This is a genomic window from Mucilaginibacter sp. BGA-UO-ETr-C110, from assembly GCF_059567985.1.
In genome coordinates, this window is sequence record NZ_JCAQPB010000002.1 from 1,536,305 (window position 1) to 1,560,474 (window position 24,170).

The 24,170-nt window shown below is 40.7% G+C and carries 23 protein-coding genes and 1 riboswitch; of the genes, 6 read left to right on the forward strand and 17 right to left on the reverse strand.

What is annotated here, in order from left to right; genetic code table 11:
* Positions 1 to 54: 54 nt before the first annotated feature.
* From AC57BQ_RS07520 to AC57BQ_RS07550, 7 genes are all read right to left on the reverse strand, one after another.
* On the reverse strand, positions 55 to 2,253 hold the full coding sequence (locus tag AC57BQ_RS07520) for a bifunctional alpha,alpha-trehalose-phosphate synthase (UDP-forming)/trehalose-phosphatase (RefSeq protein ID WP_496405687.1): 2,199 nt from the start codon (positions 2,251 to 2,253) through the stop codon (positions 55 to 57).
* A 160-nt stretch (positions 2,254 to 2,413) separates the two neighbouring features.
* The gene (locus tag AC57BQ_RS07525) at positions 2,414 to 2,896 is read right to left on the reverse strand and encodes a hypothetical protein (RefSeq protein ID WP_090470749.1); all 483 of its coding nucleotides are present in this window, start codon (positions 2,894 to 2,896) and stop codon (positions 2,414 to 2,416) included.
* 226 nt (positions 2,897 to 3,122) lie between these two features.
* On the reverse strand, positions 3,123 to 3,926 hold the full coding sequence (locus AC57BQ_RS07530) for an SDR family oxidoreductase (RefSeq protein WP_496405688.1): 804 nt from the start codon (positions 3,924 to 3,926) through the stop codon (positions 3,123 to 3,125).
* A 524-nt stretch (positions 3,927 to 4,450) separates the two neighbouring features.
* A complete protein-coding gene (locus AC57BQ_RS07535; protein ID WP_496405689.1) occupies positions 4,451 to 5,194 on the reverse strand; it encodes a menaquinone biosynthetic enzyme MqnA/MqnD family protein in 744 nt (247 codons plus the stop codon).
* Positions 5,195 to 5,208: 14 nt separating this feature from the next.
* Complete coding sequence (locus AC57BQ_RS07540) at positions 5,209 to 5,829, reverse strand: histidine phosphatase family protein (RefSeq protein WP_496405690.1); 621 nt, start codon at positions 5,827 to 5,829, stop codon at positions 5,209 to 5,211.
* 87 nt (positions 5,830 to 5,916) lie between these two features.
* Positions 5,917 to 7,113, reverse strand: coding sequence for an aminofutalosine synthase MqnE (gene mqnE / locus AC57BQ_RS07545; protein ID WP_496405691.1), 1,197 nt, complete (start codon positions 7,111 to 7,113; stop codon positions 5,917 to 5,919).
* Positions 7,114 to 7,200: 87 nt separating this feature from the next.
* The gene (locus AC57BQ_RS07550; RefSeq protein WP_496405692.1) at positions 7,201 to 7,728 is read right to left on the reverse strand and encodes a hypothetical protein; all 528 of its coding nucleotides are present in this window, start codon (positions 7,726 to 7,728) and stop codon (positions 7,201 to 7,203) included.
* A 79-nt stretch (positions 7,729 to 7,807) separates the two neighbouring features.
* On the opposite strand from AC57BQ_RS07550, the gene AC57BQ_RS07555 reads away from it, so the two are divergent.
* The 4 genes from AC57BQ_RS07555 to AC57BQ_RS07570 all read left to right on the forward strand — a co-directional run bounded on the left by AC57BQ_RS07555 (position 7,808) and on the right by AC57BQ_RS07570 (position 13,174).
* Positions 7,808 to 8,923, forward strand: a complete 1,116-nt coding sequence (locus tag AC57BQ_RS07555; protein ID WP_496405693.1) for a trans-sulfuration enzyme family protein — start codon at positions 7,808 to 7,810, stop codon at positions 8,921 to 8,923.
* A 192-nt stretch (positions 8,924 to 9,115) separates the two neighbouring features.
* Positions 9,116 to 9,226, forward strand: a riboswitch (SAM riboswitch).
* A gap of 253 nt (positions 9,227 to 9,479) precedes the next feature.
* On the forward strand, positions 9,480 to 10,805 hold the full coding sequence (locus tag AC57BQ_RS07560) for an O-acetylhomoserine aminocarboxypropyltransferase/cysteine synthase family protein (RefSeq protein WP_496405694.1): 1,326 nt from the start codon (positions 9,480 to 9,482) through the stop codon (positions 10,803 to 10,805).
* A gap of 78 nt (positions 10,806 to 10,883) precedes the next feature.
* Complete coding sequence (locus AC57BQ_RS07565) at positions 10,884 to 11,939, forward strand: homoserine O-acetyltransferase family protein (protein WP_496405695.1); 1,056 nt, start codon at positions 10,884 to 10,886, stop codon at positions 11,937 to 11,939.
* Complete coding sequence (locus AC57BQ_RS07570; protein ID WP_496405696.1) at positions 11,939 to 13,174, forward strand: homoserine dehydrogenase; 1,236 nt, start codon at positions 11,939 to 11,941, stop codon at positions 13,172 to 13,174. Before AC57BQ_RS07565 ends, AC57BQ_RS07570 begins: the two co-directional genes overlap by 1 nt.
* Before the next feature lie 50 nt (positions 13,175 to 13,224).
* Here AC57BQ_RS07570 and AC57BQ_RS07575 read toward each other — a convergent pair whose 3' ends face one another.
* Both AC57BQ_RS07575 and gpmA read right to left on the reverse strand, forming a co-directional pair.
* On the reverse strand, positions 13,225 to 13,713 hold the full coding sequence (locus AC57BQ_RS07575) for a hypothetical protein (RefSeq protein ID WP_496405697.1): 489 nt from the start codon (positions 13,711 to 13,713) through the stop codon (positions 13,225 to 13,227).
* Between the two features lie 83 nt (positions 13,714 to 13,796).
* Positions 13,797 to 14,486: a 2,3-diphosphoglycerate-dependent phosphoglycerate mutase gene (gene gpmA, locus AC57BQ_RS07580; protein ID WP_496405698.1), complete on the reverse strand. Its 690-nt coding sequence runs from the start codon at positions 14,484 to 14,486 to the stop codon at positions 13,797 to 13,799.
* A 102-nt stretch (positions 14,487 to 14,588) separates the two neighbouring features.
* On the opposite strand from gpmA, the gene AC57BQ_RS07585 reads away from it, so the two are divergent.
* On the forward strand, positions 14,589 to 15,179 hold the full coding sequence (locus AC57BQ_RS07585) for an acetate uptake transporter (RefSeq protein WP_496405699.1): 591 nt from the start codon (positions 14,589 to 14,591) through the stop codon (positions 15,177 to 15,179).
* A 36-nt stretch (positions 15,180 to 15,215) separates the two neighbouring features.
* Positions 15,216 to 15,599 (forward strand): SRPBCC domain-containing protein, encoded by a 384-nt coding sequence (locus AC57BQ_RS07590; RefSeq protein ID WP_496405700.1) that lies wholly within the window; start codon positions 15,216 to 15,218, stop codon positions 15,597 to 15,599.
* A 99-nt stretch (positions 15,600 to 15,698) separates the two neighbouring features.
* On the opposite strand, the gene AC57BQ_RS07595 is transcribed toward AC57BQ_RS07590, so the two are convergent.
* From AC57BQ_RS07595 to AC57BQ_RS07630, 8 genes are all read right to left on the reverse strand, one after another.
* On the reverse strand, positions 15,699 to 17,075 hold the full coding sequence (locus tag AC57BQ_RS07595) for an OmpA family protein (RefSeq protein ID WP_496405701.1): 1,377 nt from the start codon (positions 17,073 to 17,075) through the stop codon (positions 15,699 to 15,701).
* Positions 17,076 to 17,543: 468 nt separating this feature from the next.
* Positions 17,544 to 18,395: a maleylpyruvate isomerase N-terminal domain-containing protein gene (locus AC57BQ_RS07600; RefSeq protein WP_496405702.1), complete on the reverse strand. Its 852-nt coding sequence runs from the start codon at positions 18,393 to 18,395 to the stop codon at positions 17,544 to 17,546.
* Positions 18,396 to 18,485: 90 nt separating this feature from the next.
* On the reverse strand, positions 18,486 to 18,917 hold the full coding sequence (locus tag AC57BQ_RS07605; protein ID WP_090470777.1) for an OsmC family protein: 432 nt from the start codon (positions 18,915 to 18,917) through the stop codon (positions 18,486 to 18,488).
* Between the two features lie 91 nt (positions 18,918 to 19,008).
* Positions 19,009 to 19,425, reverse strand: a complete 417-nt coding sequence (locus tag AC57BQ_RS07610; RefSeq protein ID WP_496405703.1) for a DUF3052 domain-containing protein — start codon at positions 19,423 to 19,425, stop codon at positions 19,009 to 19,011.
* Positions 19,426 to 19,824: 399 nt separating this feature from the next.
* The gene (locus AC57BQ_RS07615) at positions 19,825 to 21,150 is read right to left on the reverse strand and encodes a DUF5690 family protein (protein ID WP_496405704.1); all 1,326 of its coding nucleotides are present in this window, start codon (positions 21,148 to 21,150) and stop codon (positions 19,825 to 19,827) included.
* Between the two features lie 8 nt (positions 21,151 to 21,158).
* A complete protein-coding gene (locus AC57BQ_RS07620; RefSeq protein WP_496405705.1) occupies positions 21,159 to 21,755 on the reverse strand; it encodes an HD domain-containing protein in 597 nt (198 codons plus the stop codon).
* A 22-nt stretch (positions 21,756 to 21,777) separates the two neighbouring features.
* On the reverse strand, positions 21,778 to 22,941 hold the full coding sequence (gene tmpA / locus AC57BQ_RS07625; protein WP_496405706.1) for a 2-trimethylaminoethylphosphonate dioxygenase: 1,164 nt from the start codon (positions 22,939 to 22,941) through the stop codon (positions 21,778 to 21,780).
* Positions 22,942 to 22,995: 54 nt separating this feature from the next.
* Positions 22,996 to 24,150, reverse strand: coding sequence for a TauD/TfdA family dioxygenase (locus AC57BQ_RS07630; RefSeq protein ID WP_496405707.1), 1,155 nt, complete (start codon positions 24,148 to 24,150; stop codon positions 22,996 to 22,998).
* Positions 24,151 to 24,170 lie beyond the last annotated feature (20 nt).

Genomic DNA, 24,170 nt, shown 5'->3' on the forward strand with positions numbered 1-24,170 from the left:
TGATTTAGCGAACCTGATTTAACTCAGTAATTCACTAAATCACTAAATCGCTAATTAACCCACCTCAACCGTGGTATGCTGGGTAAAGCTGGTCAATAATTTGCGTACCTCTATCGGGTTACGGAGATAAAACTTAGCTGCCGATAAATTGCTGCCTACTTTGATGGTAATGGCAGTTTCAGGTAAGGCTTTAAATATATCTTCGTCGGTATAATCGTCGCCAAAGGCAATAATAAAATCATAGTCTTTACCTTCTGTGAGTGTTAAAGCGGCCTTACCTTTATTGATATCCATGTTCTTTACTTCCAGTACCTTATCCCCTGCTAATAGCTGTAAACCTTTATCGCTGGCCAGGTATTTCAGGTTGTTCATCAGTTCGCTTGCTCTAAGCTCTCCTAAGCCATTTTGTGACTTGCGATAGTGCCAAACCAGCGAATATGTTTTTTCTTCGATAAAGGAGCCCGGAGTGCGGTCTACGTAAGTTTCCAGGATAGGATAAATATCATGCTTCCATTGATCGCTCAGGCCCGATATTTTATGCCAGTTAGTACCGGGTTTTTTAAACCAGGAACCATGTTCGGCAATCAGGTAAATGTCGGTATGACTAAACCATTGGTTCAGGTTTTCATGTTTACGACCGCTGATCAGTACTACCTGGTTGGCCGGGTCTTCAGAAAGTTTGTTAATGATACTATATAACTCTTCATCCGGACTGGCCTGCTCAATGTTCGATTTGAAGTTTACCAGGGTGCCATCATAATCTAAAAAGATGATCCTTTTTTTGGTTTTAATATACCGGTTAATGATAGATTGCTCCGTAGCAAAACTTACGTGCCTGGCTTGCATGGAGCGTTGCATGAGCTTAACCTCTTTTAAACGATCAAAGAAAATTTTAACCCAATGAGAGATGTTAAATTTAGAGACCAGTTGCCGCATCGCGATCATCCGTCTTTGCTGCTCTTCCAGCGGCATGCTGATGGCTTGTAATATCGCCCTACAGACTTCGCCGGTGTTGTTGGGATTGACAATGATGGCATCAATTAATTCTTTAGATGAACCTGCCATCTCACTTAATATCAATACACCATCGTTGTTGGTTCGGCTGGCAATATATTCTTTACTTACCAGGTTCATACCATCGCGCATGGGGGTTACCAGGCATACGTCGGCGGTGTGATATAAGGCGGAGAGTGTTTCGATCGGGAACGACCGGTAATAATAATGGATGGGTGTCCAATCCATGGTACGGTATATAGAATTGATATTACCTACCCTTTTATCTATTTCATCGCGCAGGTGAGCGTATTGCGGAACGGTATCTCTCGAAGGCACAACAATCATATAGAGTGTTATTTTTTCAATACACTCGGGGCAAAGCTCCAGCATTAGCTCAAAGGCCTGCAGGCGTTGCAATATTCCCTTGCTATAATCAAGACGGTCTATAGAAAGTATGAGTTTTGTATTTATAAAACTATTTTTTATCTGTTCAATCTGCTCTTTTACATCGTCTTGCAGCGGTAAAGTAGCATATTTTTGTTCATCTATACCCATTGGAAATGATTCCACCACGATAGAACGTTCATCCATGGTAATGATGTTTGAGGATGTATTTACCGGTAAAATGCGAGAGGTTGCACCTAAAAAGTGCCGTACATCGTCAAACGTGTGAAAGCCGATGAGGTCGGCACCCAGCATGCCTTCCAACAACTCAGATCTCCAGGGGATAAGCCGGAACATCTCGTGCGATGGAAATGGAATATGCAGGAAAAAGCCGATAGAAACATCGGGCAGCTCATTCCTCACCAGAGCCGGTAAAAGCAGTAGCTGGTAATCATGGATCCATATAATATCACCAGGTTCGGCAATACTTAAAATGATATCTCTAAATTTTTGATTTACGGCCTGATAATAATCCCAGTTGGATTGTTTGTAATTAGCGTAAGTAGAGGCGTAATAATGAAACACAGGCCATAATACCTCGTTCGAAAAGCCTTCGTAATACTGGTTGATCTCTTCCTGATCAAGAAAAACAGGTATAAGGCTTAGTTCTTTTAATTGATGGGAAACGTGATCTTTATCCTGCTGCTCGGTAATCTCGATGCCGGGCCAGCCTATCCACACATTATTTCCTTGTTTATATATCGAACCTAAACCGGTTGCTAAACCTCCTTCGCTGGGCGATAAAATGTATTCGTCCTCTGCTTTTGAAATTTTGATAGGTAACCGGTTAGATACAATGATGGTCTTGGGCATATCTGTAAATTATATTAATAATATTATACTTATTAATAAAGACAGAAAGCCCCGATTTGTTTGCTTAATAGTTACAATGGATGGCAAAATAACAAGCTTGTGACATAAAAAAAGCCATCCCGATATATCAGGATGGCTTTTTATGAAAACTCTTTTAGAATTATCTTACTTGTTGGAAAAACTCAAGGTTAGCTTGTTGAGTGATCCTTACCAATACTTCATGAGCATCGTTTTTAAGGTCAACAAAGTATGAAGTTGGATCGATGTTGTCGTTCAGGTCGGTATTAGCCTGGTAAACGATAACCTCACCTATTTCGTAACCTTTGTAATCTTTAGCAATTTGTTTTAAAGTTTTTGCTGGGATAGCTTTAGCGTCAACTCTTTGAGTTACACCTAAAAACTCACCGTTAAGATTGTAGAAAGCAGTTTTCTTAACACCATCAATGGTGAAAGTAGCTTTCTGGCAATTTTTGGTTACTGTCCAGTTTACTTCTTTTGCATCAGCAAAGTCAACTGTAAAACCGTGTAAAGCAATGTATGAAACATTAGTTCCACCATCTACTACTTTTTTAGCGCCATCGGCAGCAAATACATTAACACTTAATAAAGCGGCAATTGCGGTAGTTATAAATATCTTTTTCATGTTCGTTTAAATTTTAAATCCATAACAAAAGTATGCTAAGATTAGCAATGTGACAAATAAAATTTAACTTTTATGAATATTTTATAATTATATGACTTTTATGATGAAAAATTTAAATTTTTACAATCTACTTAGTGTATAATTTACAATATGTAAATTTAAAAATGCATAAAAAAATCGGTTTAGGACTAGCTAAACCGATTTTTCACATTTTTTTAATCTCAATTTAACCGTTATCCGCGAAACCCGGATACAAAGTCATGCCACCATCCATAAAAATGGTGGTACCGGTTATATAATCGGCCTCGTCTGATGCCAGCCAGGTGGCCAGTTTGCCAATATCATCGGGCTTGCCAATGCGGTTATAAGGTATGAGCGTAAGTAGTTTATCTAATGCTTCGGGCGTGTCCCAGGCCGCTTTATTTATGGGGGTTTGTATGGCACCCGGCCCAATGCCTACTACCCTTATTTTATGCGGGGCCAATTCCTGGGCTATACTTTTCATAAACATGCTGATGCCCCCTTTACTTGCGGCGTAATTAACATGCCCCGCCCAGGGAATCACTTCATGAACACTACTCATGCAAATGATCTTGCCGGCTGCACGGCTTCGCTCTTCAACTACTCCCCTGCGTATAAATTCCCTTGTCGCTTCACGTGAACATAAAAACTGACCGGTAAGGTTAATGCTGATCACCGTATTCCAGTCATCCAGGGTCATGTCTACAAACCGGGAATCCTTTTGTAAACCGGCATTGTTTACCAGTATATCGATGGTGCCATACTGTGCATACATTTGAGCAAACATTGCCTTTACCTGATCTTCATGACTTACATCGGCCTGTACAGCAAATGCTTCGCCGCCGGCCGCTTTTATTTCGGCAACAGTAGCCTCGGCAGCATCATGATTGTGAGCGTAGTTGATAACCAATTTTGCACCTGCAGCAGCCAGAGCCATGGCTACGCCTTTACCAATACCGCTATCGGCACCAGTAACCAGGGCTGCTTGTCCTTTTAATGATGGGTTCATTGAGTTACAATTTAATTGTTTTAATATAACCAATGTATTTTATACCAGAAGGTTTTACAATATTAAAAATGTGTAAACAAAAAGGGACGCGGATATGCACTTTTTCATTAATTAACGATTTATATATGGAGCGAAGATTTTTAGAACAAGGAGCAAGGATTTTTGAAATGTCTTCATTGTGCTTATTCTTGGATGCTTGTTCTCAAAGTCCTTGTTCTTTGTTCCCAAAGTCTATATTCCAAAAGCCCTTGTTCCCAATGGTATTTCGCAGAGAATATTATGGTTTACACTGTAAACCCAGTATTTGACGAAAATTAAAATTAACTATTTGATTATCAATTAAATAAAGAAATGTAAACCATAAATTATGTAAACCATGTAAACCCACTTTTGTAACAAAATGGCCCCCTGTGCAAGGATTATGCTTTATCCGCTGGCTGTATCCTCACTGCCGGCAATCCGCATTAAATAAAAAGCCGCCTGTGAGGACACAGGCGGCGATAAACTTATTTTGAAGGCTTTACTTACAACGCCTTTATATAATCCAAAAACATGTAAAGCGCTTTCTTTTTCTCATCGGTAAGATCGAAGTCAATTTTGTGCATCAGGTAATCCTGTATGTCAAAATCATCACGCATCGGTATTTCCTTAAAAAGCTCTGCCCGATGGTCGAGACCATATTTCAAAGCCGCGTTAAACTCATCCATAAAATCCTGCGGAATGGGCTTGTTGGCTATCCAGCCTGCAAACATAAAAGGGAGATCTTTAAAATTCTGCCATTCTTCGGCAAGATCGTAGGCATATTTGTATTTGCTCTTTTTGCCAAAGGTACGGTCGCCTATTTGTACAAAAGCGGTATTGGTTTCTGTGGATTCGCTGTAGTCGACAGCATCTTTAATCAATTCCGGGTAGACCTTCCAATAGTTTTTTAGTAAAACCCGCGCCAGGTTATTGGATGAACGAGATTGCGGATCAAGTTGCAGGTATTTGATGTCTTTTACATCGCAATTACTAAAAATAAATACGGAGTTTACCGCGCCAACCGCACCAATACAGTATTCAGATACTATTTCCCAATGTGGTAAATTCAGGGTGGCGGCTACGGGAATGAGGCCGATATCAACCACATCATCAATTAGTTTTTGAGCGCAGTCTGAGGGCATATCCAGGCTCAATTCAATTTTATCTAAAATTCCACTATGTTGGATGCCGTATATAAAGGGTTTGGTATTAGTGTAGCTTACAGCTGAAATTCTTATTTTATTCACAGAAACGCTCTCTTTCAGGGTTGTTTTAAATGTTCGGAGTTATTAAAATCGACGATCTCAAATTTTTCGCCGTCATATATTACTTTGTATAAAACCAGGTTTTGATGCGGAAAAGTATCCATTTCGGTAAGGGGTTTTCCGCTCAGAATACAAAGCAACAAGCGCATGGCGCGGCCATGCATGCATATTAGTATGGTTTTTTCTTCGGGATGGCTCATGATCACGTCAAGCGCTTCCCGCTCGCGGATCTCCACCTCGTTCGGGCTTTCACCTCCTTCAAACTTGCTGTCTAAACGGCCATCAAGCCAGTCGCGCATGATCTGTAGAAAGGCGGCTTTGTTTTGGACTGTAGCAGGTTGTCCCTCATGTATTCCCCAGGCCAGCTCATCCAAACCAGATAGTTTTTGATACGGAATGCCCAGATCAATAAAAGGCTGAATACTTTGCTGAGTACGCTTTAGAGCCGATATGTATATTTTATCAAAGGGTATGTTTTTGTACGCTTCATAAAATTGGAAGGCCTGCTTACGCCCTTCATCATTTAAATCGGTATCCATTCCCCGGCCCTGTACAACGCCTAGTCTGTTAAGCTCTGTTTGGCCGTGGCGTACTATATATAAGGTTTTTTGTATCATTCAATTTTAAGCTGAAAGCTCAAAGCCGAAGGCTTAAAGCTTTATCTGCTTGTTTTTTATGGCTTTAGGCCTTTAGCCTTCTGCTTTTTAATTAATTACCGGTAGCTTGTAATATTGGGGTTTGGGCTCAGTCTCCGGGAATTCAAAATTAGTAAAGTCGGTTACCACATTATATAATGTGTCGCGCTCAATTGGTTGCCGGCCTACATTTTTTATCAGTTCTACCAGTTGTTTGGTACTCATGCCCGGGTGTTGTTCTTCGGCACCAGCCATGGAGTATATTTTGGTAGTATCATCAAGCGTACCATCAATATCATCAACCCCAAAGTTCAGGGATAGTTGTGCCGTGGTACGACTGATCATGGCCCAGTAAGCTTTGATATGATCGAAATTATCCAGATAAATACGCGCCACAGCATAATTACGCAGATCCTCAACCACAGTTGATTCGGGCACATGAGACATCTGGTTATCCTGATTGCGGAATTTGAGTGGTATAAAGGTTTGGAAGCCCCCCGTTTTATCCTGCAGCTGGCGCAGGCGTTCCATATGGTCAACCCGGTGCCAGAACTTTTCGATATGACCATAAAGCATGGTAGCGTTAGAACGACCACCTAATTTGTGCCACTCCTCATGTATAGCCAGCCATTGGTCGCCGGTACATTTATCTTTTGATATCAGGTCGCGTACCTCCGGATGGAAGATCTCGGCGCCACCACCAGGTATGGACTGTAAACCGGCTTCCTGCATCAGGCGCATGCCCGTAGCATAGTCAATTTTGGCCTTTTTAAATATGTAGTGATACTCAACTGGTGTTAACGCCTTGATGTGCAATTCCGGACGATGGGCGCGGATACGACTAAAAAGCTCCTGGTAAAAAGGCACATCGTATTGTGGTAAAACACCACCTACTATATGTACTTCGGTTACCGGTTCACCATCGTATTTAGTCACCATGTTAAACATCTCGTCCATGGTATACTCCCATCCTTCTGATTTTTGCTTCAGCAGGCGCGAGTATGAGCAAAATTTGCAGTCGTAAACACACAAATTAGTGGGCTCGATATGAAAATTACGATTGAAATAAGTTTTATGACCATGCCGTTTTTCGCGGATGTAATTGGCTAAAACGCCCAGATAACCCAAGTCGCCCTGCTCATACAATATCACGCCCTCATCAAAGGTGACGCGTTCATTGTTGAGCACTTTTTCGGCAATGTGCTTTAAATCAGCGGATAGATCCGGATTTTGTAATAATAACTGTAAATTACCTTCAGCTTCCATGAAAAAAACTTTGCGCAAATGTACTAAAAAGCATAAAACTATGCTTTATGAGATAATTCATTGCAAAGTTGATGGAAGTAAATGACACTAAAATTGCACAGAGGTAATCAGGCTTATGGTTATGCCATTAAAACAATCATCCTGGCAACCTTTAGGAACAAAACCGCAGCTGGATATCATGCCGCTGTTTTTTGTTTCAAAATAAATGTCGTTGGTTTTCTTATCGGCTTTAAGCCAAACAGTTTTAGCTTTCTGGTAAACATCGTCTAAAGTAAGTGATTCGCCAACATCGTTAGGGTGTGTATTGATGTGACTGGCGTCTTCATGCCATTGCTTTATTGTATCTATTTGAGAAGTGCCGTTTCGTTTGAGTTGGGTTGATATAAAATCCCGCCAGGTAACTTTGCCGTTAATAACGCCTGTTTTAACCTCCGCACCATAACCGAAAACAGATCCAAAGCTAGTAGTATAGAGATACGTATTGTGTGCAGTGCTTTTGAAACTTAACCAGGTTTTATAGCTTTTGTTAAACTCGCTTTCATTGGCGATGTCATCTTTTTTGCAGGCGGTTACCAAAACTAAAATAATGATGGCAGATAAGTATAGAGATTTCATGATACAGGTTTTAAAATATTACGGAAAAATTATACCCTCCGCTACACCGTATAAAAATAATCTTATTTAATTTGGCCAAATGAAGATTGAAACTATAGCCATACACGCAGGAAATAAAAAGGATGAGTCGTCAAAAGCTGTTATACAGCCTATTATATTGTCAACCACATTTGAACGCGGTATTGATGGTGATTTCCCTGGCGGGCATATCTATAGCCGGTCGTCAAATCCTAACAGGGCATCTTTGGAAAATCTATTGGCTCAATTGGAGAATGGTGCTGATGCGGCCTCTTTTTCATCAGGAAACGCGGCAGGTATGTCAGTATTCCAATCGTTGTCCCCGGGTACGCATATCATCGCGCCGGACGATATGTATCATGGTTTACGTAATCAACTTAAAAACCTGTTTGCTGGTATTTTAACTTTTGATTTTATTGACGTAAATGACACGGAGGTATTGCTACAGCATATTAAACCCGAAACAGGGCTGATCTGGATAGAAACGCCATCAAACCCCCTACTTAAAATAACCGATATTAAAAAGGTTGTCGCTATTGCCAAAGCCAGGGGAATTAAAGTGGTTTGCGATAATACTTTCGCCACGCCGATATGCCAGCAACCGCTTGTTTTGGGTGCCGACCTGGTGATGCACTCGGCAACTAAATATTTTGGTGGCCATAGCGACTTGATGGGTGGCGCATTGATCACTGCTGAAAAAAGTGATTGGTGGCAAAAAATACGCCAGGTACAGGAAATGGGTGGTGCTATCCCCTCTCCAACCGATTGCTATTACCTGGCTCGTAGTATTAAAACATTGCCTTATCGCGTTAAGGGCCATGTGCAAAATGCACAGTTACTGGCTGAGTTTTTAGAACAACACCCTAAGGTTGAACGTGTGCTATACCCTGGCTTGCCATCGCATCCACAGCATGCCATAGCTAAAGAACAAATGCTGGCTTTTGGCGGTATGTTATCCTTTATTGTGAAAGGTGATGAAAACGATACACACAACATCATTAACAAACTCAACTTATTTACCCGTGCCACCAGCCTGGGAGGTGTTGAAAGCCTGATCGAGCATCGTGCAACTGTTGAGGGGCCTGATACTAAAACACCAAGAAATCTGCTCAGGGTATCTGTTGGCTTAGAACATATAGATGATCTGATCGCTGACTTAAAGCAAGCCTTATTATAAGCTAAAAGCACAAAGCTAAAGGCTGAAAGTGATAACCCACTTATCAATTAAAGAGGCTTTTTGCTTTCCGCTTTGAGCGTTAAGCTTCCTCTTTTAAAATTTAATTTGGAATTTCAATATATATCACCCTATATTTGCAACAATATTTGGTAGCGATACCATTGATCAATTCTCCGCGATAGTTCGGGTTTTGATTTATAAAGAAGCGGCGAGAGATCAGGCTCAATGACCCGCTGGCAACCCTCCAAAATTGGAGAAGGTGCCAATTCCTGTCCCGGAAAATAACCCCGGGGAATATAAATTTATAACCATGAAAAGTTTAATTAAATTTAATCAGTACAGTATTTTTAACACCTCAAACGGTAGTATACAACATATTAGCTTAAATATTAGCAGTATTTGTATGTGTTGCTGCTGCTGATCGATCTGACACGTACTCTTTTTCCGATCCCGAAAAATACACGTGTTGCCACAACTGGTAAGGTCATTTACCAGTCCAGTTAAAAATCCATCAAATCGTTAAAAAATTAATTAAACACATTTCAATCTTACAACTATGTCTGCCAACAATTTAAAATTCGAAACCCTACAATTACATGCCGGTCAGGAACCTGATCCAACAACAGGTTCACGCGCTGTGCCGCTTTACCAAACCACATCATACGTATTTAAAAATGCGGAGCATGGGGCCAATCTTTTCGCGCTGAAAGAGTTTGGTAATATATACACCCGTTTAATGAACCCCACTACGGATGTGTTTGAAAAACGTGTAGCGGCTTTAGAAGGTGGTGTTGCGGCTTTGGCCACAGCATCGGGCCAGGCGGCGCAGTTTTTGACCTTAAACAATATACTGCAGGCCGGCGATAACTTTGTAACCTCCCCTTTCCTTTATGGTGGTACTTACAATCAGTTTAAAGTAGCTTTTAAACGTTTGGGTATTGATGCCCGTTTTGCAAAAGATGATACAGCCGAAAACCTTGAGGCTTTAATTGATAATAAAACCAAGGCTATTTACCTGGAAACCGTTGGTAATCCGGGATTTGCCATAGCTGACTTTGAAAAAGTAGCTGCTTTGGCAAAAAAGTACGATCTGCCGCTTATTGTAGATAATACATTTGGCGCTGCCGGATATTTATTCCGCCCGTTGGAGCATGGCGCTCATATTGTTGTAGAATCAACCACCAAATGGATAGGTGGTCATGGTACCAGTATTGGTGGTGTTATAGTTGATGGTGGTAATTACAATTGGGGTAATGGTAAATTTCCGCAGTTTACAGAACCATCTGAAGGCTACCATGGGTTGGTATTTGCCGATGTATTTGGCATAGGCGGCCCATTTGGCAATATTCAGTTTATTATACGTGCCCGTGTGGAAGGTTTGCGTGATTTTGGCCCGTCACAATCGCCGTTTAATTCCTGGTTGAATATCCAGGGTTTAGAAACCTTGTCGTTGCGTGTACAACGCCATGTAGATAACGCGTTAGAACTGGCTAAGTGGCTGGAGCAGCATCCACAGGTAGCTACTGTTAGCTATCCAGGGCTTCAATCATCACCATACCATGCACTTGCAAAAAAATATTTAAAAAATGGTTTTGGAGCAGTGTTATCATTTGAGATTAAAGGCGACAAACAACAGGCAAGTAATTTTATTGACAGTTTGCAGCTGGTAAGCCATTTGGCTAACCTGGGTGACGCCAAAACGCTGATCATTCAACCATCGGCCACAACACATCAGCAGCTATCTGACGAAGAACAGTTATCAGCAGGTGTTACACCAACATCATTAAGAATATCGGTAGGTATTGAACATATTGATGATATCAAAGCCGATTTTGAACAGGCATTTGCCAAAGTAAAGCAGCTTGCTGCAGAGTTAGTTTAATAGTAAGTGGTGAGTAAGTGAGTGGTGAGTTGAAAATAGAAACTCACCACTCAAGCTTAAAACTCGAATAATAGAATAATGAATACAGAAATATTTAAGTACACAGAAGCATTTGAATTCGAATCGGGCCAGGAAATACAGGATCTGGAAATTGGTTTTCATACCTATGGCAGGCTAAATAAAGCAAAAGATAATGTGATCTGGATCTGTCATGCACTTACAGCCAATGCCGATGTATTTGATTGGTGGAAAGGTCTGGTAGGTACCGGGTTCCTTTTTAATCCCGAAGAACATTTTATTGTGTGTGCAAATATTTTAGGTTCACCTTATGGAACAAGTAATCCTTTGAGTATAAATCCCGTAAGTGGACAGCCTTATTACCAGGCATTTCCGCAGTTCACTATCAGGGATATTGTAAAAGCTCACCAGTTGCTTGCTGACCATCTCCAGATCGATAATATACATATCCTTATAGGTGGTTCACTTGGCGGGCAACAAGCTGTTGAGTGGGCTATTATAGAGCCAGAACGGATCAAAAACCTGATCCTGATCGCTACCAACGCGCGTCATTCACCCTGGGGTATAGCGTTTAACGAGTCGCAGCGTTTGGCTATTGCTACTGATCGAACTTTTTATGCTAATACACCTGATGGTGGTCAAAAAGGACTTAAAGCGGCAAGAAGTATTGCCCTGCTCTCCTATCGTGGATATAAAACCTATTCCATAACCCAGCAGGAAGAAAGCGATGACAAAACGGATGATTATCGTGCATCAACTTATCAAAGTTACCAAGGACAAAAACTGGTGAACAGGTTTAATGCCTACAGTTATTGGTATTTAACTAAAACCATGGATTCGCATAACGTGGGGCGCGGCCGTCACGGGGTTGAAAAAGCACTGAGCCAGATCAAGGCCCGCACCCTGGTGATCGGAATCCATTCAGATGTGTTGTTCCCAATCGAAGAACAACAATACCTGTTCCGGCACATTTCTAAATCAGCCTTTGCTGAGTTGGATTCGTTTTACGGTCATGATGGGTTTTTAATTGAAACAGAAGCATTAACAAATATTATCACATCGTTTTTTAAAACTGATGTAAAAGGAAAAATTATAGAATTACAACGTACAGCGTAATGAGTAAAAAGTTAAATATCGGATTATTTGGATTTGGAGTAGTTGGGCAGGGACTTTATGATATCGTTAAAACCAAAAATTTAAACATTGAAATTGTGAAATTTGCCATCAAGGATCCGCACAAAGAGCGTTCCTTGCCAGCACATTTATTTACTACGGACCGGGACGAACTGCTGAATAACCCGGAGATCAATACCATAGTTGAACTGATTAATGACACCGAAGCTGCCTTTGAAATTGTATCAAGAGCGCTAAAGTCTGGTAAAAATGTGGTTTCGGCCAGCAAAAAAATGATCGCCCTTCATCTGGAAGAACTGATCGAGTTACAGCATAAATACGGCACATCTTTATTATATGAGGGTGCGGTTTGTGGTAGTATCCCGATCATCCGTAACCTGGAAGAGTATTATGATAATGAATTACTGCACTCTATCAGCGGTATTTTTAACGGCTCATCAAATTATATCCTTTCAAAAGGCTTTATTGAGGGGCTGGATTATGATAGCGCCCTGAAACAAGCTCAGGATCTTGGCTTTGCAGAAACCGACCCAACCAGTGATGTGGGTGGTTTTGATGCCAAATATAAATTGGTAATAGCGGCAGCACATGCCTATGGCGTAATTGTAAAGCCCGATGAAGTATTCAACTTCGGGATACAAAACCTCGGTGCACAGGACTTGCAATATGCTCGCGAAAAAAATCTGAAAATAAAGCTGGTTCCTGTAGCCAAAGAACTGGATGAGCGTAATGTTGCTTTATTTGTGCTGCCTAAATTTGTAAACGAAACAGAGTTTCTATACAACGTAGAGTACGAATATAATGGGGTAACCGTGCAGGCAGCGTTTGCCGATCAGCAATTCTTTTTTGGTAAAGGTGCAGGCGGTCATCCTACCGGGTCGGCGGTATTATCAGACATCGCTGCTCTGCGTTACAATTATCAATACGAGTATAAAAAAGCTAAAGAAAAAACTGATCTTAACTTTACCAATAATATTGAACTGAATATTTACCTGAGATACGATGACGAAAGCCTGGTTGAAGCTTTAAACTTTAAGCATATACAGGAACGTTATTACTCAGGCAGCTATAAGTTTGTAATCGGAAAAGTTAATCTGCAAAACCTGATTGATAACCAGGATCTGATCACGGAAAGCAAAGCCTTCATCGCTTTTGCTGATCAGCTAACCGGGGTGACTTTAGCATCCGCAAAAAAACTAACTGCCGAAGCTGTATAAGCTTATCTGCCGTAATAATATTAAAGGCTCCGGGAACGGGGCCTTTTTATTTAGACTTTAGCAAAGTAAGCGGCAATGCGTTTACCAAACGCAACCGTGATAATGCCTATAAACAACCTTGAGCAGGAAGATATCACACTTTGCTGATCAGCAGCATTGGTCAGGTTATATATTTTGTAGATCAGATCGGGCAATGTATTAACGATCAGCAAGCCTCCAATGATCAGGAGCGCCATTTCATAGATCACTTTTCTGTCGGCAAATAGTTTTACGTTTTCCTGGTAGTCGGCAGCATTGGTAACTACGCGGGTAATAAACTTTGTTTTAGCGATCAGAAAAATAGCTAATATGAGCAATAAGGCAAAGCTCAGGCAATTGATCCATAATGCGTTGATTTGCTCTGCTCCTTGTTCGGGATTCATAGTACCACTATGCGAGCTTAAAAAGGTAAGTAAACCCGGTAATTTTGAAATATCCGCCACCAAAAGATAAATACCAAGAATTTTTATGGTAATTTCATACACATCAGACTTTTTCATTTTTTAAGCGGAGATAGGATTTATAATGCAACGAATATAAACAAATACCGTACATATAAAAGGGAAACTATAAGCCCGCTGGGTTAATCCAGGTAATAGTGTCTTATCTGGTTTAAACCCTCATCAAGTTCGTACACCCAGGGTGTAGCAGTAGGTATTTCGAAGTTGGTCACCTCTTCATCAGTCAGGCAGTCAATGTATTTTATTAAAGCGCGCAGACTATTTCCATGGGCAACTACTACTACCTTTTGATTCCGTCGCATGGCTTTCACAATACGTTCGTTCCAAAAGGGTAAAACACGGTCCATGGTTTCGCCCAGGTTTTCGGTTAAAGGCAATTCACGCTCCGTAAGGCTTTTGTAGCGCAGATCATGTCCAGGGTAACGCGGGTCATCCCGTGTAATAGCTGGCGGGTGTTCGTTGGGATCACGCCGCCATTTATGCACCTGCTCCGCTCCATATTTGGCTATGGCATCATCTTTATTCATACCCTGTAGCGCGCCATAAAAGCGTTCATTCAGCCGCCATGATTTCTCAACTGGTATCCAGAGGTGATCCAACTCTTCCAATACCAAATGAAGCGTTTTGACGGACCGTTTCAGGTACGATGTAAAGCCAACATCGAAATTGTAATCATTTTTTTTAAGTATACGTCCTGCATTTCTGGCCTGCTCATAGCCATTTTCAGACAGATCAACATCTTCCCAGCCGGTAAAACGGTTCTCCAGGTTCCATATACTTTCGCCGTGGCGTATCAATACTAATTTTTGCATAGGTAATTACTTAACGCAAAAGTGCCCCTTGAGTTGTAAAAATTTGCTTAATATTTATAAATCTGTTAGATTGCAGTGAACCAAATAAAAATCTAACCTATTATGATCCCTACAACACCCGTAACTGTTAAAGATGGCATTGCCAACCCCGCTCCTCTTGGTCTTTGTGCCTTCGGTATGACCACTGTATTATTAAACATCCACAATGCCGGTTTTTTTGAAATGAATACCATGATACTGGCCATGGGGATATTTTACGGTGGACTGGCACAGGTAATTGCCGGTGTAATTGAAGCCAAAAAGAATAATACCTTCGGCTTAACGGCTTTTACTTCCTATGGTTTCTTCTGGCTCTCTTTAGTTGGTTTAATAGTAATGCCTAAACTGGGTTGGGGTGCAGCACCATCAGAGGGAGCTATGTGTGCTTATTTAAGCGTTTGGGGGGTATTCACTTTCCTGTTATTTTTTGGAACATTAAAACTAAACCGGGCACTACAGTTTGTATTTGCATCCTTAACCATATTATTCTTTTTGCTGGTAGCCGGTGATGCTACAGGTAACAGCAGTATAAAGCATCTGGCCGGGTATGAGGGTATCATCTGCGGCGCGTCGGCTATATATACAGGTATAGCTAATGTATTGAATGAGATTTACGGCAGGACTGTATTACCCATTGGCCCTGTTAATGTTTAATTTAAAAGCTAAAATTAATTCTGCTAAATTGCGCAGGTGAAAGATTTTAAAAAATATTACAGCATACCGGCCACTCCTGATGAGATCTATATGGCCTTAACCAATCCTATTACTATAGAATTATGGACAGGCGAAACTGCCGAAATGTCGACCGAGCCTGGTTCCGAGTTTTCTATGTGGGATGGCAGTATTACCGGAAAAAACGTGGAATTTGAGCCAGGAAAAAAAATAGTACAACAATGGTATTTTGAGGGCGAATCTGATAATTCTATTGTGACCATTAAGCTGCATCCTGATAAAGGAGGATCGTCTGTTGAACTAAGACATACCAACATTCCGGATAGCGACTTTGATGATATGGTTGATGGCTGGAATAACAGTTATTTTGGTGGCCTGATAGATTTTTTTGAAGGAGAATAAAGTAAAGAAGAATTTAACAAAATATAAAGTAAAACAGCAAAGCCGCTCAATGAGCGGCTTTGCTGTTTTATAGATCGTATCTAAACTGAAATTCAACTATTAATATAGTGTGAATTCAACCCTACGGTTTGCCTGACGGCCCGCAGCTGTTTTGTTAGATGCAATTGGTTGTGTTTGACCATAACCTGTAGCCTCAATACGTGATGCATTAGCACCTTTACTTACTAAGTAAGATTTGATTGATTCTGCACGGTCTTTTGATAACCTCATGTTCAGGTCTTTAGAACCTGTGTTATCAGTGTGGCCTGCTAATTTTAAGCTGAAGTTTTTGTTGATCAGTAAGTTAGCAACCCTGTCTAAGCTCGGTAATGAATGGTCACGAATAGTTGATTTACCTAAATCAAACTCCAGGTTTTTGATCGCGTCTTTAACCACTCTCCTGTCTTCTTCGGTTACAACAATAACCGGTTTAGCCAATGGGCAGCCTGAACCATCTACTTTAGTGCCAGAAGGTGTGTTTGGACATTTATCATTAATATCCAAAACTCCATCGCCATCACTATCAACTGTTAATTTGGCAAGGTTAGCATTAGTAGTGTTCAAATCATTTCTTAACTGGTCGTTTTTAGCTTTTTCTGCATCAATTTGTTGTTGTAATGCGGTTTTGGTTTGTTGATTTTCCCATAAGTATTCTTTACGCATTGATGATACAGGGTTGTGTGTTGCCATTTGAGGCTTTTTACGGCTACCTAAAGCAAATTCCAAACCTACGTGGGCATAAGAAAATCTGTCGTTACCTGATCCGTAGTTATTAGCATCAAAGTTGTCAGATTGTACAAAGTTAACCTGGTAACCCAAATCAAGGTTTACGCCTGGAGCAATGTCAAATTTCAAACCTAATCCAACTGGGATGAAAACTTCTTTGGTAGATTTTCCGTCGGCTCTGAAATTGGTTTCCTGACCGCCTGCCGTGGTGATTTTTTGTTTGTAGCTCATATACCCACCACCTACTGTTAAATAGGGCTGAATAAATGGTTTGTCATGGCGCCAGTTAATGTTAGCCAATGTAATGTTAGCGCTTAATGCCGCAGACCAGTTAATATTGGTAGTAAATGAGCTGTAAATAGAGTTACCTGAAGCATCTACCTGGGCGCTGTTGTTACCTTTTACCTTACCACGCAAGAAATCGGCTTGGATGCCTAATGATGGTAAAATCTGGTCTTTAATGTAAGCACCGTACCCTATTTGTTCTGTCGGGTTTTTAAAATCCTGTCTGCTATTGGTACCAAAAATAGTGTAAGGGGTTAACATACCACCGTGCACACCTACCGACCAGGTGCGTAATTTATCGCCACCTGAAAAAGGTTTTACATAATCGTAGCTTGAAGCTGTTGTGTCAGGTGATTGGGCAAATAGTTTACCACCTACCATAAGTCCTGTTAGCAGCAGCGTGGTTTTTTTTAAATTTGATTTCATATCGTTGTGTTTAATTATTGGTTTACTGTTCAATAAACCATACCCCCCTTAGGCAACATTAATGCCAGCAGGGTTTTCCTGAAACACGTGTACGGGGTAAAATTTGGCTATTTTTTTAAATTTTAGAGCTAAAATTTAAGTATAAACTACTGATAGAACTCATTTTAAGAGATGTAAAAGGACAAAAGAAAAACCCGTGTTTTAACGGGTAACAATTGTTGCATACTAACTTTTTGTATCAAATAGTTAATGAGTTAAAAATAGTACAGTCTGTATTAAAAAACTTATTTTTGTATATATTAAGCTATACAATAATTAACTATAAGTATATTGTTAATAAAAGTTGAAAATCCTGAAGATGAAATTTAGATGAAATTTGAGTTTTATAAGGATTTTTTGATTTATTATTCAATGTCAATAGCAGGTGCATATAATATGTTATTATAATATAATAATAACCACGTATGGTCAGGCCATCACCGCGATGGTGTCAAATACTTTTTCTGCCAATTTGATATTACCCTCTAATATTGAATTTTGTATGCCAATTTCAGGTGTAATAGCCTTGGTGAAAAGCTTCCAGGCAATATCAGGGTTGATGCTTACTTTGCAATCAACCACTTTATTATTTTCAGCAACAAAGCCCCACGCGTCAACTCCTTTTTGAAGATACCAGTTATCACCGGCTTCGCTTTGGATTGTTATTTTAATTAAAGTATTTTCCGGTGCCTGCACATGGCGGTAAGTGTGCGGTAGCGCATACATAAAAGTGGCTATGCAAGGATAAAAGAGTTCCCGGTGCATAATACCTGGTTTGTTTACAGCATCACGTATTTGCTGTTGATGGTGCCATTTTTCGGTGTATTCCCTGGCTATATGGAACCAGTTGGCCGATTGCTCCTCTCCTGCCCAGGCCACAGAAAACCTGGCGTTGGCATAAGGGTCTAAAGATGCTAATTCGTCGGCAAATTGTTTGCCGGTTGTTTCGAGCAGATGTATCAGCAGATCGGGGCTTACTCTTTTCATGGCTTTTACCCAGGTAGCATTCAGCTCATTCAGAAAATTAACCAGGTCCTGGTAACTATTAATTACGGGCGGAATATCCTCGGTAAACTGCTGCCTGGCTGATATCGTACGTATATTGGTATCCAAAAGATGGGCGACAATATCCTTTACGGTCCAAAGTTTGGCTACGGTAGGTTTATTCCAATCATCGGGTGATAAGGATCTGAGCAGTTCAATAAGCAATTGATCCAGGACCGGAAAAAGGTGTATCGTTGATATAGGTATGGAGTTCATAGTTGATGGTTCATAGTTCATGGCAGCTGCATCCTGAATCCATACGGTTCATAGTAACTGCATCTTCAATCAGTGTCCATGAACTATGAACCATCAACTATGAGCTATCAGCTAAACAGCAGGATGTACAAAAACTTTTGATTTAATATCAGCGCCGGCCTTACCTAAGGTAGCTGCAACGGAGCAATATTTGGTTAACGACAGTTCAACTGCACGGGCAGCTTTATCCTCGTCAATATCACCGTATAAATGAAATTCAATTTCAATATCCTCCCATAATGAAGGCTCTTTACCTGCTTCGCGCTCACCGTTAACTACCATTTTATAGTCTGTCACTTCCTGGCGTTGTTTTTTCAGGATGCTGATCACATCAATGGCCGAACAGCCCGCAAGGCCCATTAAAAGTATCTGCATAGGGCGAACACCAAAGTTTTCACCACCGCTTTCGGGGCTGCTATCCATTTTTACGGTGTGGCCATTGGCATCAACTGCTTCAAACCCGAAATCACCATGTACACGTTTAAGTTCTATTTTATTAGGCATATTGAATATATTGTAACGCTAAGTTATGTATTTGTAAGCGCTTAGTAAAGTACACTTAGGTCGCTTTGTATTGTTTTTAATAAAAATGATCTTAAACTGATGGTTTCCTGTCTTTTACAGGTATCACTAATTTTAAACCCGACCACGTTTCATCAACCGCGCAAATTTTAATATCAACCAGTCCGCTTTTGAGAGCGGTACCCCTAACCAGATCTTCTGTTACATCGGTTATTACTTTGGAGGCTTTTTTAGGCCAGGAAACCCAAATCATCCCATCGCGTTTGATCTGCCCCTTTAATAGCGGCAGCCTGATCAACAACTCATCTTTGTTTAAAGTAAAAAAATGTATAAGATCCTTTTCCGGTCCTGGTGTATCGTCAAAATATAGCTCAGATGGCAGATCGGTAAACAAGTCCATATAATGATCGGGTGCGTTGATCAGTTTAATTCTGAACCCGGGTTTGATGCCCAGTTTTTTGGCGAGCGGTGTTCCTGAATATCCGGCCATGATATGATTTAATTTAGGTGGTGTTTTTAACGATTCGTACGGTGAAAAACTTTTTAAACCTTTAATTTTAACATTTTTCTGCTCAAAAACGGTTAAAAATTGCTCGAAAACCACTCAAAAACATCGATTTTAACACTTTTTAACAAATTTTAACACGATTTTGATACGTTTTGAAAGCTTTAAAAAGTATTAAATAATTGATTACCAAATAACTATATACCAAACGGTCGGTTTTTGAGCCTTATTTTCTCTTAACTAAACAGCCCGATTTTCCTTTTGATCAGAAAAACCGGGCTGCTTTATGAATATTAAAGATACGAAAAATTTGTCTGAATAGGAATTTACATGGTGGTTTTTATCAGCAATTTCCACATCAATAAAACCGCACACCTATGATGATCAAATAGCAGGTTGGTTTAGCGTAACCGGGACATTCGACTCCTCTAATTCATTCGCCATTTTTTTTCGATAGAAATAAAGATAGGATAAAATCGCCCCGGCTATGCCAATGATACCTACTACACCTGCCCCTTGCACAAAGAAATTGCCCCATGATAATTGAGTATGCCCAAATTGTTTGAATAGCAAAATACAAACGCTGCCCAGGTATCCTGTAGAATCGGCCAGATAGATCATAAAACCTACATTACTTTTGTATTTAAACGTGGCGATCAACCGCTCAAAGAAAATAATCGAATAAGGTACATAGGCCAGATAAAGTCCCAATGTTACCATATACATAAAGAACATGCCATGAATGGCCCCTCCGATAAATGCCCATGAACCTATACCTATAAGCATAAACCCAAAGCCTATACTCAAGTGCGCGAGCTTAAATGCTTTAAAATTTTGTTTAACCAGCATAATGAGCGACATCAGTATTAATACAATAATAGAAACCGGGATATCGATCTGACTGTAGATGCCCGGGTTATTTTTGAAGCCAAAGTCTGACCAGATCTCCACTTCAAAATTATCCCTGAAATCACGCATTACAGTGAGCAAAACATAAATAGAGATATTAAAGACAAGACCAGGCAAAAAATACTGTACAAAAGCTTTCCGTTCTTTGGCTGTCATGGGCAGGCGCTTGGTTCTTTGTTTAATATCTTCTGCCGTAGGCGGAGGCACCTGCTCCAACAGGTAAACAAAAAATAAAAGAGGTAATACAAATAAAGCTCCTACCAAAAAAGGCATCCATTTTTCGGATACATGCCCATGTGCCATCATAAAACGGCCAATGGTTTTAATAACCCCTGATGAGAAAATGAAACTGGTGCATAAAACAGCGCCAATAAACTCCGCGCTTTTTCTTCCTTCTATATAGGTAAAAATCAGCCCCCAGATAAGCCCTAAAGGTATTCCGTTAATAAACAGGCAAATGATATTATAAGGAGCCGGAATGATGGCAAAACCAAACATCGAGAGCCAGGATATCAGTAATAAAACAATAATAGCCCTGGCCCTACCCTTTGGCTGTATTTCGGCAATGAATTTGATGCCGATGAATTTGCTCAGGGCATAACCGGTAACCTGTGCTATAACAAGCCACACTTTAAAATCGATTCCCAATAATGGCGATTCCAGGTAAGTACCTGCTGTGAAACCCTTGCGAAATGCATAAGTACATACATAAATGCAAAATGAAGCCATGGCGCATAATACCGCAGTATAGGCCTGCGGCAGCTGCATGAGCTTATTTTTAATTGGGCTTGTTTTTTGCATGGTGTATCTTATTGACTGGTAGATCTTGTTGTTTCTGCTTGCAGTTTCAGCAAATACTGGTAGGTCATATCCTTCATTTGCTGAATGTCAGCAGCAAGCACAGGTTTATCCGCATCTTTTCCCAGGTCGTCCCATTTGCGTATTTTAACATATATGGGTGCTAGGGGATCCTTTTCAAATTCGGCAGCTTCTTCGGGTGTCATTTTACCACCCTGAAATTCGAGTGTTTTTTTGCTTGCTTCTGATAGCTCATGATAATAAGCAGGCTCGACATAAACGAGGTATTTTTTGGCGATCACATGGCTTGATACCAGGCGGGCCATGCTTTGCGGAAAACCCATATCCATCAGGCATTTACCGCCCAGATCATCGTGGCTCTGCGTTCCATATATTCCCATTTTTTCTTCATCTTCAAAAAAATGACCTATATCATGAAAGAATGCTGCCAATACAATCTCGTCAACTTCACCGGCTGACTGTGCCAATTGGGCGCATTGCATCATGTGCATCAGCATGCTTACCCGTTCGCCATATTCCTGTGCGCCATGAGCTTCGTACAAGCTAAATATATGTTCTACTGTATCTTGTATCTGTTGTTGTTCCATTGCAAATCTGTTTATCTGATTTTTAAACCAATTGGGTTATCGCTTTGCGTTTCAATACACGGAGTTTACTTAGTAAACCATCCCTGTCGGCATAGGTACCTTGTAAAAAACGTTCACCTGCAGATCCGTCATAGGCGCTGCGCCCATGCATTACCCGCTCGTTATCTACAATAAAAAGATCGGTGGCTTCCATCTTGAACTGAACAAAATAGCGTTCGTTATCAATCATCTTAGCCAGGTGCTGGTATGCAGCATAAAATGCAGGCATGTTATCTTCATCCACCTCAAATGCCTGCACAGAGCGGTTATTGAACCTGATAGCATTTACCTCGCCAAAAACATCAAGACCAATGATGGTATCCGTTCTTTCAATCCACTCATGCTCATTTTCAAACCGGAAAGTTACCGGTGTGGTAGACAGTAAATGAAACATCTGGGGCGAATGCAATTTCAGATCGGCAATGATCTTAAAGCCATCAACCACCACAGAATTACCGCCAACCGCGCTTGATTGCAGGCAATGCAACAGTTGCAGCGTTGGCGTAGGGTTGCGATATGGATTATCTGTATGGGCACTTAATCCTAGCGATGTAAATGCCAGGTTACTTGGGTTAACCCTGGTTTTAACATCAAACAATTTCCCATAGTTGGTTTCGCGTACGTAGCCAAACAATTCCACCACTTTACATACCATTCCTAATTCAGCAGGCACATTGCGTAAAACAGCAAAACCATACCTGCTCACATTTTCCAACCACGCACATAAAGCTTCATCACTAATCAATATTGCTGCATAATCTCCGACAGGAATATTATCATTTAAGGTATCATTCCATAATTCAACAGGTTCGCGCGCTATACGCTGTTCGCGGCGTTCGGCAATGGCAGCTTTCGACAAGCGGTGGTCAAATAACCACTGTGCGCTGAATAAACTGGTATGCTCTTCTGTTTCCCAATTGATCTGCACTTCTGTATCATTATTTAGTTCACTGTTTTTTGGACATATAGCCGGATTGATGGCTGATGTTTCAATCAGTTTTTGCCCACTGCTATGAATGGTTGACGGCGACGGGCAGTTGTCCCTGAGGTACAGATAGGGATATTTGGATACCTCTCCGTTTTTCCAGTAAACTATCAGTGTATCTGTAGTTTCAACTATTTTTTTGATTCGTGCTGGTATGCTCATGTTGTTTTAATTTATTATTGGGGTATTAAAATTTAATGTCAGTTATTGTATTGATCAATCCGGCATTTGTTTTTTCTTGAGCATGCGCAGCTTACTCAAAAGCCCATCCCTATCCGCATAAGTACCCTGAAGGTGTCTTTTCCCTTCTTTGCTGTCAAAGCTGGTACGACCATGCAGGATGCGTTCATTATCTGTTATAAAAAGTTGCCCGGGAAGCATCTTAAATTTCACCTGGAAAGCCGGATCATCAAGCATGCGTGCAAATGTTTGGTATGCTTTATAAAACAGCGGAATGAGTTGGTTTTCTATCTCAAAAGGTTGAATTGCCCTGTTATTAAACTTTAAAGAGCATATCTCTTTTTGCGCATCGAGGCCAATAATGGTAGCCTTTCGTTCAATCCAATGATCTTTATCCCTGAAGCGAAAATTTACCGGTACGGTGCTCAATAATTCAAAAAGATAGGGATATTCTATCCGGAACATTGTAGCTACCTTGAATCCATCTACTACAATGGTATCGCCACCCTGTACCTGGTTCTGTAAGCAATGTGCCAAATGCAGCGTAGGTACCGGATCGCGATAAGGGTTATCGGTGCTTGGGCTCAATGCCAATGAGGTATAGGTGAGATTATTAGGATGAAGCACCGTTTTTTCATTATAAACACGGCCATAATTGGTTTCGCGTACATAGCCAAACAAACGGGCAATCTCTATCACAGCACCACTGTGAATGGGTACATTATTTAAAACCGCAAACCCATACCGGCGCACATACTCCAGCCAAACTGTAAGGGAGGTATCATCTTCAATGATCTGCTGATAATCGGCCTGGGGCACCCCGATGCCGAGGGTACTATCCCATAATTCAATAGGTTCAAAAAGCCGGTTCTTCATTTCCCGCTTTTCAATTTCCTGTTTCGAAAGACAATGATCCCGTAACCATTTGGCCCCGAATTCGCTTTGATGGCCGTCCTGTTCCCATATAATATTTATCGTATCGTTCTGTACAAGTTCAATATGCGCAGGTCTGATATTGGTATCAAGTTGTGCAGTTTCGGTTATCTTTTGACCATTTTCATGAATGTTGCGCGGCGACGGGCAGTTATCTCTTAAATAGATATAATAAAAGATACTGGCATGCCCATCTTTCCATGCAACAGTAAGCCAATTTTTACCCGCTGAATAATTAACGATACTATACTTCTCCATAACAAGCTCATCAACAACAT